The sequence below is a fragment of the Citrobacter sp. Ce006 genome (assembly GCF_030336535.1).
In the GTDB taxonomy this organism is placed as follows: Bacteria; Pseudomonadota; Gammaproteobacteria; order Enterobacterales; family Enterobacteriaceae; genus Citrobacter; species Citrobacter europaeus.
Genome location: NZ_JAOWDO010000074.1, coordinates 173,440 through 188,993, shown reverse-complemented (window position 1 = coordinate 188,993; position 15,554 = coordinate 173,440). Strand labels below are relative to the sequence as shown.

Annotated in this window: 18 protein-coding genes; 9 read left to right on the top strand and 9 right to left on the bottom strand. The window is 49.2% G+C overall.

The genetic code is table 11. The annotated features are described in order from the left end of the window. Positions 1 to 50: 50 nt before the first annotated feature. Positions 51 to 1,223, bottom strand: coding sequence for an MFS transporter (locus OGV94_RS24445; protein WP_043016100.1), 1,173 nt, complete (start codon positions 1,221 to 1,223; stop codon positions 51 to 53). A gap of 84 nt (positions 1,224 to 1,307) precedes the next feature. Here OGV94_RS24445 and OGV94_RS24440 point away from each other — a divergent pair, with 84 nt between their 5' ends. After that, complete coding sequence (locus tag OGV94_RS24440; protein ID WP_087050470.1) at positions 1,308 to 1,808, top strand: Lrp/AsnC family transcriptional regulator; 501 nt, start codon at positions 1,308 to 1,310, stop codon at positions 1,806 to 1,808. Here the strand turns inward: OGV94_RS24440 and OGV94_RS24435 are convergent. Together OGV94_RS24435 and OGV94_RS24430 are read right to left on the bottom strand one after the other, a co-directional pair. Continuing rightward, the gene (locus OGV94_RS24435) at positions 1,805 to 2,932 is read right to left on the bottom strand and encodes an MFS transporter (protein ID WP_043017892.1); all 1,128 of its coding nucleotides are present in this window, start codon (positions 2,930 to 2,932) and stop codon (positions 1,805 to 1,807) included. The two genes, OGV94_RS24440 and OGV94_RS24435, sit on opposite strands and share 4 nt — an antisense overlap. 141 nt (positions 2,933 to 3,073) lie before the next feature. Then, on the bottom strand, positions 3,074 to 4,132 hold the full coding sequence (locus OGV94_RS24430; RefSeq protein WP_155762300.1) for an alpha/beta hydrolase: 1,059 nt from the start codon (positions 4,130 to 4,132) through the stop codon (positions 3,074 to 3,076). A 264-nt stretch (positions 4,133 to 4,396) separates the two neighbouring features. Here OGV94_RS24430 and OGV94_RS24425 point away from each other — a divergent pair, with 264 nt between their 5' ends. From OGV94_RS24425 to OGV94_RS24405, 5 genes are all read left to right on the top strand, one after another. Then, complete coding sequence (locus OGV94_RS24425; RefSeq protein WP_286524632.1) at positions 4,397 to 5,281, top strand: LysR family transcriptional regulator; 885 nt, start codon at positions 4,397 to 4,399, stop codon at positions 5,279 to 5,281. A gap of 226 nt (positions 5,282 to 5,507) precedes the next feature. Further along, positions 5,508 to 6,416, top strand: coding sequence for a LysR family transcriptional regulator (locus OGV94_RS24420; RefSeq protein WP_043016096.1), 909 nt, complete (start codon positions 5,508 to 5,510; stop codon positions 6,414 to 6,416). Between the two features lie 133 nt (positions 6,417 to 6,549). Next, on the top strand, positions 6,550 to 7,056 hold the full coding sequence (locus tag OGV94_RS24415; protein WP_043016095.1) for an SRPBCC family protein: 507 nt from the start codon (positions 6,550 to 6,552) through the stop codon (positions 7,054 to 7,056). Positions 7,057 to 7,334: 278 nt separating this feature from the next. After that, a complete protein-coding gene (locus OGV94_RS24410; RefSeq protein WP_100194282.1) occupies positions 7,335 to 8,186 on the top strand; it encodes an aldo/keto reductase in 852 nt (283 codons plus the stop codon). A gap of 26 nt (positions 8,187 to 8,212) precedes the next feature. After that, positions 8,213 to 9,202 carry an aldo/keto reductase gene (locus OGV94_RS24405; protein ID WP_286524628.1) on the top strand — a complete coding sequence of 330 codons (990 nt, stop codon included), beginning with the start codon at positions 8,213 to 8,215 and terminating at the stop codon, positions 9,200 to 9,202. A 34-nt stretch (positions 9,203 to 9,236) separates the two neighbouring features. Here the strand turns inward: OGV94_RS24405 and OGV94_RS24400 are convergent, their stop codons facing one another. Continuing rightward, positions 9,237 to 10,130 carry a LysR family transcriptional regulator gene (locus OGV94_RS24400; RefSeq protein WP_286524626.1) on the bottom strand — a complete coding sequence of 298 codons (894 nt, stop codon included), beginning with the start codon at positions 10,128 to 10,130 and terminating at the stop codon, positions 9,237 to 9,239. 147 nt (positions 10,131 to 10,277) lie between these two features. Between OGV94_RS24400 and OGV94_RS24395 the strand changes: the two genes are divergently transcribed. Beyond that, positions 10,278 to 11,045 (top strand): SDR family oxidoreductase, encoded by a 768-nt coding sequence (locus OGV94_RS24395; protein WP_286524624.1) that lies wholly within the window; start codon positions 10,278 to 10,280, stop codon positions 11,043 to 11,045. Between the two features lie 37 nt (positions 11,046 to 11,082). Here OGV94_RS24395 and OGV94_RS24390 read toward each other — a convergent pair whose 3' ends face one another. The 5 genes from OGV94_RS24390 to ycgZ form a co-directional block, all read right to left on the bottom strand. Beyond that, positions 11,083 to 11,634, bottom strand: a complete 552-nt coding sequence (locus OGV94_RS24390) for a helix-turn-helix domain-containing protein (RefSeq protein WP_100194279.1) — start codon at positions 11,632 to 11,634, stop codon at positions 11,083 to 11,085. Between the two features lie 29 nt (positions 11,635 to 11,663). After that, positions 11,664 to 11,879: a hypothetical protein gene (locus OGV94_RS24385; RefSeq protein WP_043016089.1), complete on the bottom strand. Its 216-nt coding sequence runs from the start codon at positions 11,877 to 11,879 to the stop codon at positions 11,664 to 11,666. Between the two features lie 130 nt (positions 11,880 to 12,009). Then, positions 12,010 to 12,276: a biofilm development regulator YmgB/AriR family protein gene (locus OGV94_RS24380; RefSeq protein ID WP_043016088.1), complete on the bottom strand. Its 267-nt coding sequence runs from the start codon at positions 12,274 to 12,276 to the stop codon at positions 12,010 to 12,012. A 34-nt stretch (positions 12,277 to 12,310) separates the two neighbouring features. Next, positions 12,311 to 12,583 carry a hypothetical protein gene (locus tag OGV94_RS24375; RefSeq protein WP_043016087.1) on the bottom strand — a complete coding sequence of 91 codons (273 nt, stop codon included), beginning with the start codon at positions 12,581 to 12,583 and terminating at the stop codon, positions 12,311 to 12,313. A gap of 44 nt (positions 12,584 to 12,627) precedes the next feature. Beyond that, positions 12,628 to 12,864: a regulatory protein YcgZ gene (gene ycgZ, locus OGV94_RS24370; RefSeq protein WP_043016086.1), complete on the bottom strand. Its 237-nt coding sequence runs from the start codon at positions 12,862 to 12,864 to the stop codon at positions 12,628 to 12,630. A gap of 315 nt (positions 12,865 to 13,179) precedes the next feature. Between ycgZ and OGV94_RS24365 the strand changes: the two genes are divergently transcribed. Both OGV94_RS24365 and OGV94_RS24360 read left to right on the top strand, forming a co-directional pair. After that, a complete protein-coding gene (locus tag OGV94_RS24365; protein ID WP_286524620.1) occupies positions 13,180 to 14,391 on the top strand; it encodes a diguanylate phosphodiesterase in 1,212 nt (403 codons plus the stop codon). Between the two features lie 221 nt (positions 14,392 to 14,612). Beyond that, on the top strand, positions 14,613 to 15,344 hold the full coding sequence (locus OGV94_RS24360; RefSeq protein WP_286524617.1) for a MerR family transcriptional regulator: 732 nt from the start codon (positions 14,613 to 14,615) through the stop codon (positions 15,342 to 15,344). Positions 15,345 to 15,554 lie beyond the last annotated feature (210 nt).

Below are 15,554 nucleotides of genomic sequence, written 5' to 3'. Positions count from 1 at the left end.
CATTTAAAAGAGCGCCCAACACATAGTGGGCGCTCATCGCCTTGTGTAATTTATTCAAGTACCGGCAAAATATAACCTTTACGCGCACTTTGCCATGCAAGAACAGCGAGGCCCAACGCAATGAAGGACAGAATTGCGCCCGCCCAGTTCGGAGAAGCCAGTCCAAAACCCGCAGCAATGGTTACCCCACCGGCCCATGCCCCCAGCGCATTTCCCAGATTAAACATGCCGATATTGACCGAGGCCGCCATTGTCGGGGCTCCCGCATGGCTGGCGCGCTCCATAACCAGTTTCTGAATCGGTGAGACCGTCGCGAAGCCGAAGGCCGCCATCAGGAAGACTGAGATGCCGGCAACCCACTGGCTTTCAACACCCGCCCAGAAGACCAGCAGCACCAATCCCTGAGCCGCGAGGGTAACGAACAGCGTGCCAAACAGAGAGCGGTCAGCGAAGCGTCCACCAATCCAGTTACCGACAGCAAGTCCCAGACCAAACAGCACCATTAACCCTGCCACGCCGCCTGAGGAGAAACCGGCCTCCTGCACCATCATTGGCGCAATATAGGTAATCGAGGTGAAAAAGGCGGCCGGACCGAAAATCGTGATCCCCATGACCAGCAGCACCTGCGGGTCAACAAAGGCTCTCAGTTCGTTGCGTAAAGCAATAGCTTTGCCTTTCGCAATATGCGGAACCAGCACGGCTATGCTTGCCATCGTCAGCACCCCGATACCAGCAATGATCCAGAATACCAGCCGCCAGCTAAAGGTTTGCGCAAGCCACGTACCCACCGGAACGCCAAGCAGATTGGCTAACGTCAGCCCCGAAAACATAAAGGCAATGGCGCTTGCCTGGCGTCCGGGTGCCACCAGCGATGCGGCAATAATCGAGCCGATACCAAAAAAGGCACCGTGATTAAAAGAGGTAATAATACGACCGACAATTGCTATCGCCATCGTCGGCGCGATGGCCGTAATGATATTACCGACCGTAAAAATACCCGCCAGCGTAATCAGCATGGCCTTGCGGGGGATCCTCGCGCCAATAATCGTTAACAGCGGTGCACCAATAAATACGCCCAGCGCGTATGACGTCGCCATCATTCCCGCCTTCGGGATACTGACGCTAAATTCTGCTGCGATTTGTGGCAGGATCCCGGCGATGACAAATTCCGTCAGGCCGATACCAAATGCGCCCACGGCGAGGGCGAAAAGTGCGATAGGCATTGCAACTCCATTATTCGTTTTATGGCTTAATAATATTAGGTAGAATTAAGTATATTCATATTTTCATTCAGATTGAGAAGCCCTATGAGCGCATTTGATAAAGAAAAAGATGGTATTCGGCAGACAAGACATAAACCGGCGGAATTGGATGCCATTGACCGAAAAATATTAAGTGCCCTGGCAGAGGATGCAGGACGCAGCTACACGGAATTGAGTGAGATTGTGAACTTATCAGCCCCGGCGGTTCACGATCGCGTAAAACGACTGAAGCGCGATGGGGTGATCAAGGGTACCGTGGCGGTCCTGGATGGCTGCAAGCTGGGACGGACGCTGTTAACGTTTCTGGTTATCGACACCAGTAGCTATCAGGCGACGCGCGCCCTTTTGCAGTTCACCAGCCGCAAGGAGGTGGAAGAATTGCATACCGTTGCCGGCGACGGCTGCGTCTTTATCAAAGTACGCGCCGCCGATACCGAATCGCTGGAAAATTTCCTGATGGAGATTCAGAGCCTTGAGGGCGTACGTTCCGTACGCAGCTATATTGCGCTTTCCACTTTTCTGGAGCGCGGGCCCTCGCCGGATTAACGCGCACCGGCCTTCTGGCGTGCGGTAAAAAAGGTCAGTACGCCCGCGCAAAGGAGCAGCACGCTACTCATGGCAAACGTGCTCTGCCAACCGAGGTGGTCAAACACGATGCCTCCTGCCGTTGATCCAAGGGCGATGGAGAGCTGAATCACCGCGACCATGAGCCCGCCTCCGGCTTCTGCGTTATCAGGCAACGTACGCGCAATCCATGTCCACCATCCGGTTGGCGCAGCGGTGGCCAGCATGCCCCAGAGCCCTAACAGCAACGAAACCGTCCAGACCAGATGCCCGGTCAGCATCAGGCCGATGGCAATGACGGCCATCAGTCCGGGTATGACCATCAGCGTGGGATAGAATTTTCTGTTGAGGAATGTCGAAACAACCAGCGTGCCGATAAAACCGGCTACGCCGATAATCAGCAAAATCAACGACAAGCCTGAGGAATCAACCCGCGTCACGGTCTCCAGGAACGGGCGCACATAGGTAAATAGCGTAAACTGGCCCATGAAAAACAGGCCGCAGGCCAGCATGCCAACCGCAACCACGCGGCGGCTAAGTATGCGGAATACATCGCCAGGTGACGTGCGGCTTTTATTCGCATCCATACTGGGCAGGCTGATGCACTGCCAGATAAAGGCGACCACCGCGATGGGCACCAGGCACAAGAAAGCGCCTCGCCATCCGACCGTGGCACCCAGATAGCTTCCCAGCGGCGCGGCCACGACCGTCGCCAGCGCATTACCGGCATTGAAAATCGCCAGCGCACGCGTGACCTGTTGCTGCGGCACCAGACGAATCGCCGTTGCCGCAGACATCGACCAGAATCCGCCAATCGCCATACCGATCATCGCGCGACCGATCATATACATCAGATAACTGGAAGCCAGCGCAATAATAAGCCCCGATACGGCCATCAGAACCGTCATTCCCAGCAGCAGGAATTTACGATTCATCTTTCCTGCTAGCGTTGAAAGCGTCAGGCTGGTCAGAACCGCCAGTGCGCCGGAGATGGCAATCCCCTGGCCTGCCAGCCCCTCCGTCACGCCTAAATCGCGGGCAATCGGCGTGAGCAGGCTGACGGGCATAAATTCAGAAGCAATCAGCACAAACACGCACAGGGTCATGGCAAAAATACCGCCCCAGTATGCGCGCTGATGATGAGGTGATGGTGTTTGGTTTAGCGTCGACATAGTGAAATTTCACGAAGATCAGGATAAAAGCCACCCGCCAGAGGCCGGTGGCTTTGCATCAATTCAGGAGAGGGTTTATTTCAGTTTGGTCTGGAAAAATTGTTCGAACTTCGCGAAAGGTATTTTTCCGGCCACGTTATCGTAGAGGTCCACATGATTTGCCCCTGGCACCACTACCAGTTCTTTGTCTTTACTGCCAATCGCCTTGAAAGCATCTTCAGCAAAATAGCGTGAATGCGCTTTCTCACCGGTCACAATAAGCGTTGGGATGGTGATTTCACTGGCGTAGCTCAGCAGCGGCATATTCATAAACGACAGTGGCATCGTTGCCGTCCACGCCCCGGTCGAGTTAACGGAACGCTCGTGGAAGCCGCGCGGCATGCGATAGTAATCGAAGAACTCTTTCAGTATCGGATGCGGATTTGCCGGCAGCGTTTCTGGCAGAACGCGCTCGCCCGCGCTGGCCTTGCCGTTGCTGTCGACGTTAATATCATGAGCACCGTGTGCGAACGTGCCGCTCTGCGCATCCTTCCAGCGCTGTTCATTCAGATATTGCAGAACAGCACGACGGTCGGCGGTGGAATAACGGTCTTTGCCATCCCCCACACCATGGCCCATCGCCCGGCTCATGTCGTACATCACGCTGGTAGCCACCGCTTTAACGCGGGTATCCATCGCGGCATCGTTCAGCGCCATGCCGCCCCAGCCACAAATACCGAGCAGCCCGATACGGTTGCGATCCACCTCTTTTTGCAGCCCTAAGAAATCCACCGCCGCGCTGAAATCTTCAGTGTTGATATCCGGTGAGGCGACGTTTCGCGGATAGCCGCCGCTTTCCCCCGTGTAAGAGGGATCGAATGCCAGGGTAACAAATCCTTGTTCCGCCAGCGTCTGCGCATACAGGCCGCTGGATTGCTCTTTCACCGCGCCAAATGGCCCACTGACCGCAATCGCCGCCAGCTTGCGATCGCCACGGTCTTTAGGCAGGTAAAGATCGCCCACTAAGGTGATGCCATATCGGTTCGGGAACGAGACTTTACGATGTTCGACTTTCTGGCTCTCGGCGAACGTTTTATCCCATTTATCTGTCATGGACACAGGGGCATTAGGATTGGTTGAATCAGCATAACTCATTGTCGTGACTCCACTTAATGATGCGAATAACAGCATGGCCGGCATCGCGGTTTTTAGCGTTAGGGTGAAGGCTTTCATAAAAATCCCCATAAAAAACAACAGAGAGATACAGGTTTCCGACGGACAACGCTGCGGTGCTTTGCTTTGATGGGGTCATTATAGTGAGCAGAATTAGTGCTGATTAGGGGGCGATTACTGCTAAGATTGATACCATATTGTGATAAATCAATACTGAATTTGCTGTCATTCCGGGGGGATTTTTCAATGGCGAAAAGGGAGAACTACAACGAGCTGTACCTGTTTATGCAGGTGGTGCGAGAAGGCAGCTTTACCGCAGCGGCTCAGCGGCTGGGGCTTGCTCAGTCAGGAGTCAGCCGTTCTGTTCGCGAGCTTGAAGAAAGGCTGGGCGTCCAGCTGCTGGTGCGTACCACGCGTAAACTATCGCTGACGCAAGCAGGCGAGCAGCTCTACCAGAAGACGGCATCTGGATTTGATACGTTAGATCGTGGGCTTGCCACGCTGGCGCACTATCGAGAGACGCCCTCCGGTACGGTACGTATCAATGCCAGCCAGCACGCCATTGATAAATGCCTGCTGCCAAAGCTGGCGGTATTTAAACAGCGCTATCCTGATATCAGACTGGAACTGATGAATGAGAGCCGGTTCATCGATATCATCGAAGAGCGATTCGATGCTGGTGTCCGTCTGGGGCCTGAAGTCGGCCAGGGCATGGTCGCGGTGCGCATCACGCCCGATATGGAGATGGCGATTGTGGGGACTCCGGAACATTTTCGTCGCTACGCTTTTCCGCAAACCCCGACAGATTTAAAGACGCATCCCTGTATCGCCTATCAGTTTGCCGACGGCAGCGTATACCAGTGGGAACTCACTCAGGATGATAAAAAAATCACTCATCAACCCGAAGGGCAATGGGCCTTATCCGACAGCTATATGGAAGCAGAGGCCGCCCGACTGGGCCTCGGATTGGCCTATGTTCCTGTTGAACTGGTCGCGCATGATTTAGAAAGCGGTAAGCTTATCAGGGTGTTGCAGCGTTACAGCCTGCGAATGGAAGGATTGTTTCTCTATTATCCCCATCGCAACGTCTCTCCCGCCCTGCGGATGGTCATTGATACATTGAAAATCTGAACGTTAACAACGCCCGACTCTTCACTGTGCAAAATTGTGTCAGGTAGTCCCTCTGCTTTCAATTCCAAGGTCTGCTTTGAGCTGAAGAGCGGACTTATCCGTACAAGGCCTACCATCCAGAAATGGAAGTTCCCCCAAAAGGAAAACACTCGCAAACCTTCTAGACAACCTTTTCCCGAGCATTTAGCCTGAATTAAAATTTTAATATCTGTCAGGCTAGTTCATTATGAAAAATGATATCAGAACCCTCGACCTTAACCTTCTTAAGGCCCTTGATGCATTACTGGATGAGGGAAGCGTGACTCGGGCTGCACAGCGCCTCTCACTGACGCAGCCTGCCGTCAGTGGTATGCTTATTCGCTTGCGTGATTACTTTGACGATCCACTCTTTGTTCGCACCAGCCACGGTATGGTCCCCACAATGCGGGCCAACGAACTTTCTACGCCGGTAAAACAAATCCTCACCGATATCGCTATCCTGCTGAAACCAAAGAAATTTGATCCCGTGACGGTGGAACTGACTTATACCATCGTCGCAACGGACTATGCACTTAAGGCTGTTGTCGTTCCGTTGATGGCTGAGCTAAAACAACGTGCACCGTATATTAAAATCGCCGTGCGGCCCGTGGACAATGAGCGAATGTATCAGCAGTTATCTCGGGGTGAAGTTGATCTGGCTTTGATAACACCGCAAACAACCCCCGAAGACCTGCATGGAAGAGCGCTCTATGAAGAAGATTATGTCTGCGTAGCACGACGTCATCATCCTCTGGCAGCGAGTTCAGAAATGACGCTCGAACAATTTTGCAAACAGGAACATATTCTGGTGTCTTCAGAAGGTAACTTCACCGGTGTTACAGATGAAGCACTGGCTAAGCTCAGTCTGACACGACGAGTAGGCATGTCAGTTAATAGTTTTCAGGTGATACCTGATATATTACAAGTGACTGATATGATTGCAGTTGTACCTCACCGCATGGTCCTGACTAACAACGATCTCATCATTCTCCCTTTGCCCCTGAAAGTACCCGGCTTTACCAAGAGCATGGCCTGGCATGAGCGAACCCATCGTGACCCAAGTCATCAGTGGATTCGTGCTTTATGCGCAGAAGTAAGCCAACATCCCGCGTCCTGATATAATTTATCTTATTAAGAATATAAGTAATGACAATTCGCCTTATAACTCCATTGCACCAATAATCACTGTCATCACGTTACTGCCGTAATGACACACGCAGTGCACTCAACTATAGCAATTGGAGAAATTTATGAACGCGATTAACTGGCCAGAAGGCTTTGTTCCGGGTTTTACCGATAACTTTGTTTCTAATGAAATGATCATCTCAGGTCTGAACGTCAATGATGTCTGGCCGCTCCTGAGTCAGCCATTGCTATGGCCGGAATACTATAAAAATTCCGCCGATGTGCGCTTTTATGACAACAAAGGTCCAGAATTGGAAAATGGGGTTCGCTTCTACTTCAGCACGTTTGGTTTCCCAGTTGAAGCTCAGGTTGTGGAGTTTGTTCCACCTGCTGAAGGTAAACCTGCTCGTCTGGCATGGCACGGATGGGCCGGTGAAAAAGATACCGCTCAACGACTCGATGTCCATCATGCGTGGCTACTGGAGGATCTTTCCGGTCACAGGGTCCGTATCCTAACGCAGGAAACACAGAACGGAGTCCCGGCAAAAGATCTGGCAAATACCCGCCCGAACCCAATGCTTAATGGTCATCAGGAATGGCTTGACGGCCTGATTCGAGCAGCAAAGAAATAATAAACCGCTTTCCACAGTCATATCACTGAGGCTGCACTTCCCCGCAGCCTCAAGAATATTTGCCCGTTTGCTATTGCACTTGATTACAGGTAAATCATGTAACCCCCGCAAGTGACACCGCGCGGCCATATCTGTAATGTCCCCTCCTGGCACAAAGCCGACCTTGAGCCCCTCCAAATTAATGAGCCCACCTAATAAACCCTAGCTAATTACCCCATCTAATCGAATAAATCAGTTTGCGTTATGCTTTTCCAACACAACAACTGAAGGATAACGTCGTGCAAACTGTAAAACTGAACAACGGGATTGAAATGCCCCTGCTGGGCTTCGGTGTCTTTCAGATGACGGATGCCGCTGAATGCGAAAGAGCCGTTATTGATGCCATCGATACTGGATACCGTCTGATCGATACCGCCGCGTCTTACCAGAATGAAACCCAGGTCGGGAACGCGCTGAAACAGACCGGCATCGCCCGTGATGAACTGTTTGTCACCACCAAACTGTGGCTTCAGGATACTAATTATGAAGGCGCGAAAGCCCAGTTCGAACGCTCTCTGAACCGACTGCAGCTTGATTACGTTGACCTGTATCTGATTCACCAGCCTTACGGCGATGTCCATGGGGCATGGCGTGCGATGGAAGAACTGCAGCAGGCTGGCAAAATCCGCGCCATTGGCGTTAGCAATTTCCATCCTGACCGACTGGCCGATCTTATCGCCTTCAACAAAGTGGCCCCTGCGGTGAACCAGATTGAAGTTAACCCCTTCAACCAACAGTTGCATGCGGTTCCATGGAATCAAAGCCGCGACATTCAGCCGGAAGCCTGGGCACCGTTTGCAGAAGGTAAAAACGGCCTGTTCCAGCACCCGGTGTTGACGGCAATTGGCCAGAAGTACGGCAAAAGCGTAGGCCAGGTTGTGCTGCGGTGGATCTTCCAGCGAGGCATCATTTCACTGGCAAAAACAGTGCGCAAAGAACGTATGGAAGAGAACATCAATATTCTCGATTTTGAACTCAGCGCTGAAGATATGCTGCAGATTACCGCTATCGACACTGCAACGAGTGCGTTCTTTTCTCATCGAGATCCTGCAAGAGTTGAATGGCTGGCGGGCCGCAAACTGGATGTTTAAGTCGCGATAAAAGAGGTATTCATTCAATGCAAAAACGTTATCTGGGTCAATCCCGACTCGAAGTCTCCGCACTTGGGCTCGGCTGCATGGGCTTAAGCCACGGCTATGGCCCGGCGACCAATACGCGTCAGGCTATCGAGCTTATTCGCGCTGCGGTTAAACGTGGCGTCACCTTCTTCGATACCGCTGAAGTGTATGGCCCCTTTCTTAATGAAGAGGTGGTAGGCGTTGCCTTAAAACCATTTCGTGACCGCGTGGTCATGGCCACTAAGTTTGGTTTTACTTTTGGCGACGACAACAAGCAGCAGATTTTAAACAGCCGTCCGGAGCATATCCGTGAAGCGGTGGAAGGATCACTGCGTCGTCTTAAGACTGATGTTATTGATCTGCTGTATCAACACCGTGTCGATCCGAATGTGCCGATTGAAGACGTTGCGGGTACTGTGAAAGACCTGATTGCTGAAGGCAAAGTCAAACATTTTGGTCTGTCCGAAGCGGGTGCACAAACTATTCGCCGCGCGCATGCCGTACAACCGGTCACGGCGCTGCAAAGTGAATACTCCATGTGGTGGCGCGAGCCTGAGCAGGAGATCCTGCCGTTACTGGAGGAACTGGGTATTGGTTTTGTGCCCTTCAGCCCATTAGGCAAAGGCTTCCTGACGGGATCGATTAAGCCAGGAACCACTTTTGGCAAGGATGATTACCGCAGCACAGTGCCGCGTTTCGCCGAGCAGGCGATTGAAGCCAATGAAAAGCTGGTCTCATTGCTGGGTGAACTGGCGGCAGAGAAAGGTGTGACGTCTGCGCAAGTCGCGCTGGCATGGCTGCTGGCACAAAAGCCGTGGATTGTTCCTATCCCTGGTACCACGAAGCTGCACCGGCTGGAGGAAAACATGGGGGCCGCCGACATCATCCTTTCTCAGGATGACTCGCGACAGATAACCCAGGCGCTTGAAACGATTAAAATCGTCGGCGAACGTTACTCTCCTGAGCATCAGGCTCGCGTAGGCCGTTAATACCCGAACGGGTCCGCTGAGATTGTCGGACCCGTTATTCCTGGTAGCGAAGCGCATCGATCATCAGCGCAAAAGCGGGCGGATGCTGCTTACGGCTCGGGTAGTAGAGGTAATATCCGGGGAAAGACGGACACCAATCCTGCAGAATCTGAATAAGCTCTCCTGACTTTATATCATCCTGCACCCTGTCTTCCGGTATACAGGCGATGCCAAAACCGGATAACGCCGCATCAATCCTTTCCGCTTGCAGATTAAAGGTTACCTGCCCTTCTACTCTGACACGTAACGGTTTTCCATCCTTCTCAAACTCCCAGTGGTAAAGCCCACCGGCTGTCGGCAGGCGCATATTGATACACCGGTGATGTTGTAGCTCGTGCGGCGTTTCAGGTGCAGGATTTGCAGCGAAATAAGACGGCGCTCCTACCACAGCCATTCTCATGTCAGGGCCAATCCTTACCGCAATCATGTCCTTATCCACACTTTCGCCCAAGCGGATCCCGGCATCAAAACGCCCCTCAACAATATCGACAAAGCCGTTATCCACCACCAGTTCGAGATTGATTTCCGGGTATTCCCTGAGGAAGGGTTTTAGCTTCGGCCATACCAGACTTCGCGCGGCATGCTCCCCGGCAGATAAACGGATATTGCCGGAGGCGGTGCCGTTCAGTTGAACCAGTGATTCCAGCTCCTGCTCAAGATCGGCAATACGCGGTTCAAGGCAGGCAATGATTCTCTCACCGGCTTCCGTAGGGGCAACGCTTCGTGTCGTACGGGTCAGAAGGCGGATATTCAGCCTTTCCTCCAGGGCCTTCATCGCGTGGCTGAGTGCAGACTGAGAAACGCCCAGTTTACCCGCTGCTTTGGTAAAACTTCGCTCCCTTGCCACCACAAGAAAGATTTGCAGTTCATTGAAGTTTTCTTTCAGCATCGGCGATTTCCTTATGGCGCATTCCCTTCATCGCACACTCATGAAGGGTGTTCATAGACACAATCATTTTAGCCCTATTACTGACCATAATGATAATTGATATTCTGACTGTATCGAAAATAAGTCCGAATTATCAGAAGGTTTATCATGAGAATTCTCGTTGCTGGGGCGACAGGAAGTATTGGCCTTCATGTCGTCAATACCGCTATCAAAATGGGCCATCAGCCTTTAGCGCTGATCCGAAATAAGCGCAAAGTGAAATCGCTTCCTCGGGGAACAGATATTTTTTACGGCGATGTTTCAATGCCTGAAACACTCACCGAATTACCGAAAGATATTGATGCCATCATCTTTACGCTCGGTTCCGATGGCCAGGGGCGTATAGGTGCCAGAGCGATAGACTACGGCGGAGTACGTAATATTTTACGCATATTTAAGGATACGCCTGTTCGTATCGGCCTGATGACCACGATTGGCGTGACTGAACGGCTCAGCACCTGGAATCAACGCACTGAGGTTCATGACTGGAAAAGACGTGCCGAGCGTCTGGTCAGGGCCAGCGGTCATCCCTATACCATCGTCCGGCCCGGCTGGTTTGATTACAACAATGATGATGAACACCGAATCGTTATGCTTCAGGGGGATCGTCGCCATACGGGAACACCGGAAGATGGTGTGATATCCCGCGAGCAAATCGCCGAGGTTCTGGTCAGTGCCCTGACCCACGACGAGGCAAAAAATAAAACGTTCGAGCTGATGGCTGAACGAGGTGAAGCACAACAGGATCTTACCCCACTGTTTGCAGGCCTGCGGGCTGATGATCCACAAATAAATGATGGTGTTTTGGACATAGACAATATGCCTCTCAGTGAAGAACCTGAGTGCATTATTAACGAGCTGAACCTGTACAGGTAAAAGAAAATACCGCTCAGCTTGTTAAGATTATCGATGCTCAGGCATGTTCCAGCCAGTTGCGGAATACTTGCGCTCGCAGTATTCCCTGAAAATCAATCAGCCCAGAACAGCCAAGTTTCTTGATCAGATTCTGCCTGGCCTGGTAAATCGTTTTTAAATGTAGATTTAACAAGGCGGATATCTCAAAAATAGTTCGACCTTCTCCTAACTGCGTTAAAATAAATTTATCTCGTGCGGTCAAAGAGATACATGCTTCCGATTGATTCTCGTGCTCACCACCAGCACGAGTGATATCAATAATAAATTGTTTAATTGAGCCAACGCCAATATCCACTGGAAGTCTGTAAAGTGAAATATCATTGAGATAATGATACTGATGACCATCAATCAACAGTACCAAACGATGCGTATTCAGATCATATTTTTGCTTTTTTACCGCATCAAAGTGATTGGCGGTGAAGAAAACAAGACGCGTCTGGTCATCTTCGAAAACTATATCGGCAAGAATATTCTTTAACCCTTGTCTGATAAAAATATCATCAAGCCATAACTCTGCGTTTCCAACTTGTTCCTGAACGATGTTCATCATTATGGCCTCAATGAAAAATCACAATAAACCTAACCGTGTTGTACTACTTTGTCGGGTTGAAGATGAGCCAAAATCTGTGTATAGAGATCGGTTAAAATCGCATTCTTCTCATTCTTCAACTGAATACTAAAAGCCTGAACAAGAACATCATTATTGATATAACCTTGTTTTAACATTACCTTACGCTCTATATCTTTATACAACGCACAGCAAAAAATAAAGCTTTCCGGAATAGAATTGGCCATATCAACCCCATAAAATGTAGTCATAAAAATGAGAGGGTGCTATGTATAGTCTTAATCAAAAAAATGCTCAGCATGAATGCTTTAAGCATATAACAAAGGTACTGTACATATTATATTAATATGAAACTTATTAGACATCGTCAGCTGTGTAACGCAACACTATTTCCAGGGTTTTTCTGATAACATCTGCCTGGACAACGTCAACTGTTGACTCCAGAGAACCAATCAGGCTTAAAATGATATTTTTATTATTAACATTATCACCAGCCAGAATTACATTTGTTACCGCCTGCCCCAATACCACAGACTCATCTGCTAATAGCTCACCTGCATTATGGAAGTAACTTGATAAAGCTTTATCCGTCATTACACTGTGGACATTAATTTCATGAAGCATGGTAACCTCGCTTGTATAGTCTGGAAGATTATCTTTAATGTAATTTAGGGTTTTTGCTGGCACTGAAAGCACTCTCATCTCTGGTTTTATCCGGTTTTCTGCTTATCTTTCCCGGATTAATGTTTGTGAAATCATTGATAACGCTGTCAATTAATTGCTTGCGTGCGCTATCCATTTCACTGGCCTGCATAAGTCGCAGTTGCTTAATCACTGCAGCTAACGAAACGTCTGTATGCATTCGCAAAATTTCTAGCACAGCCAAACCTGTAATTTCATGTTTCAAGCGTTCACTGTCAGTTTTATTCATAACGACGTCAGTATTTACTCCGATTCTGTATGTCAGACTTCCTTTTATTCAAAAAGCAAGCCAATTAACGCATTGTAATGTTTCTGTTCGTTCTCCCCTGATGCTTTTTCAAGACGGCTCAGAAGCTTGGTGCAAAGTGATTTGCGGTTCAGATTTCGCCCATCTTTGAGTATCTCAGTGACGATTTCTCCCAATGTTTCCTGTTGGGTTGGCAGATGCGCCTTTGCAAAGTAACGAGAAATCGCGCTTGCAGAATCAGTGCGAACGGTATGCTGCTGCATGTCATGCTCCTGTAACAAAATGCTGGTGAATATTAAGTTTTATAACAGTAGCAAAGTTGTACCAAAAATGTGTACAACGCAGCTCGTTAATTTTTAGCAATAAGTGCTAAGTCAATGTAATCAATGAGTTGTATAAGTTTCATTCTACATGAAATCAAATTCAATTGTACAACACACATCGTTTAACGAATGAATTTGATCCGTTTAGGGTCTTTGTTTGTAAATATAAAGTTAGGATAATGTATTAAAATCAGGACATAAGCTGGTTTGTCTGATACTGTCCATACCTCTTCCCCCCATGATCCCGGACTATCCATGCTCACGACCATTATTTACCGTAGCCATCTACGTGATGACGCCCCCCTCAGAGCGCTTGAGGATATGGTGACAGCCGCAAATCTCAAAAACAGGCGATCTGATGTTACGGGGATTTTACTCTTTAACGGTCGCCACTTTTTCCAACTGCTTGAAGGCCCTGAGGAGCAGGTAAAGGAGATTTATCGTTGTATATGTAACGATCCACGGCACCACAATATCGTTGAGCTGATGTGTGATTATGCGCCTGCAAGAAGATTCGGAAAGGTGGGGATGGAGTTATTTGATTTACAAAAACATGAACGCAATGACGTCCTGCAAGCGGTACTTAACAAGGGAACATCTAAATTTCAGCTCACGTATGATGACAGGGCATTACAGTTTTTCCGCACATTTGTCCTTGCGACGGAAAAATCGAGCTATTTTGAAATACCTGCGCCTGATTACTGGAGTTTTATTGCCGACGACTCTTGTACTCTCCTGGATGAAAGCACACTCCCGTCCGATATCGATTTCAGCTTTGCTTTTCAACCCATTATCGATCCTATGTCGCAACGCGTCATTGCCCTTGAAGCACTTATTCGTGGTAAAGACGGTGAAACACCCGCAACTTATTTTGACAACTTAAATCCTGAGGAACTGTATACCGCGGATCTGCAGAGCAAAAAGATTGCTTTTGCAATGGCAAGCGCGCTGGGACTTAACGACAAAATGCTTTCAGTCAATCTGCTCCCCATGACCCTGGTAAATAAACCCGATGCAGTCAGCTTTCTGATAAACGAAATCGCGGCACACGGACTGGTGCCTGAACAAATCATTGTAGAGTTTACCGAAAGCGAAGTTATTTCTCGTTTTGATACGTTCGCGCAGGCAGTGAAGTCACTCAAGGCTGCGGGGATCTGTGTAGCGATAGATCATTTTGGGGCAGGTTTTGCCGGGCTTCAGCTTCTGTCTCGTTTTCAACCCGACCGAATAAAGATAAGCCGCGAGCTCATCACGGATGTGCATAAAAGTGGACCAAGACAGGCCATCATTCAGGCAATTATCAAATGCTGCACTTCGCTGGAAATCATGATTTCCGCAGTCGGCGTTGAAAAACCTGAAGAGTGGATGTGGCTTGAGTCCGCAGGTATTGAAATCTTCCAGGGTAACCTTTTTGCACAAGCCAGCCTGAATGGTACGCCGTCTGTTGCATGGCCAGAGAAAAAATGATTTCTCAGCATCATAACGCCTAAGACATTGTTAGTAAACAATAATTCTCATCCCCTCTCTCATGCTGAACTTAAAAATTCAGCATTTCACCCTGCGTGATAGTAAAGTAAATCTTAATTTTGCTAGAATTCTCTGTATGTTTTGTACAATTTGATGCATCTTGTACAAAGTAACAGGAACCGCATATCGGTGACGGAGAATCAGGAGTGTCTGGGGGAACTATGGCTTATTACAGCATTGGAGATGTCGCAGAACGTTGCGGGATAAATCCTGTCACCCTCCGGGCATGGCAACGACGTTACGGTTTACTCAAACCTCAACGCAGCGAAGGTGGCCACCGTCTCTTTGATGAAGAAGATATTCAACGTATTGAAGAAATAAAACGTTGGATTAACAGTGGCACACCCGTTGGCAAAGTAAAAGCATTACTGGAAACCAGTACCCGTCAAACTGACGATGACTGGAATCAATTGCAAGAAGAGATGATGAGCATGCTTCGCATGGCGCATCCACCGAAGCTGCGAGCCAAAATTATCGCACTTGGTCGCGTCCATCCCGTAGATGCACTGATTGATCACGTTTATCTTCCCGTACGTCAACGGTTAATGCTTGATCATAATACATCCCGCATTATGAACAGTATGCTTGATGGCGCGTTGATTGAATATGTTGCCACACTGCTGTCTGAAACGCGGCGCAAGTCAGGGAAAGATGCCATCCTGATGGCCTGGGATGTTGAAGACAGAACCCGTCTGTGGCTCGAAGCCTGGCGCTTATCGCAATCTGGCTGGCATATTGCCGTTTTTGCTGAACCCATTGAATCGCCAAGACCAGAACTTTTCCCAGGGCAGACGCTTTTTGTCTGGACCGGTATTACGCCAACCCGCAGACAAAATGAGCTGCTACAACACTGGAATGAGCAAGGTTATAAGGTCGTTTTCCACAGCCCATAACCAACAGGTAATACGGTACTGAATTAAGGAAGATAAAACCTACGATTCTCATATCTTGGGTGGTCATTTGAGTACCATCCACTGAATATGCTGCCCCCAGGCCTTTTGACTAAACACCCGGCATAGCATAAAAACCAAATAACATACTCACCCGTTGGTATTATTTTTTTGTAGACGCCATCACCTTTTTCCTAAGTAAAATTCATTAGA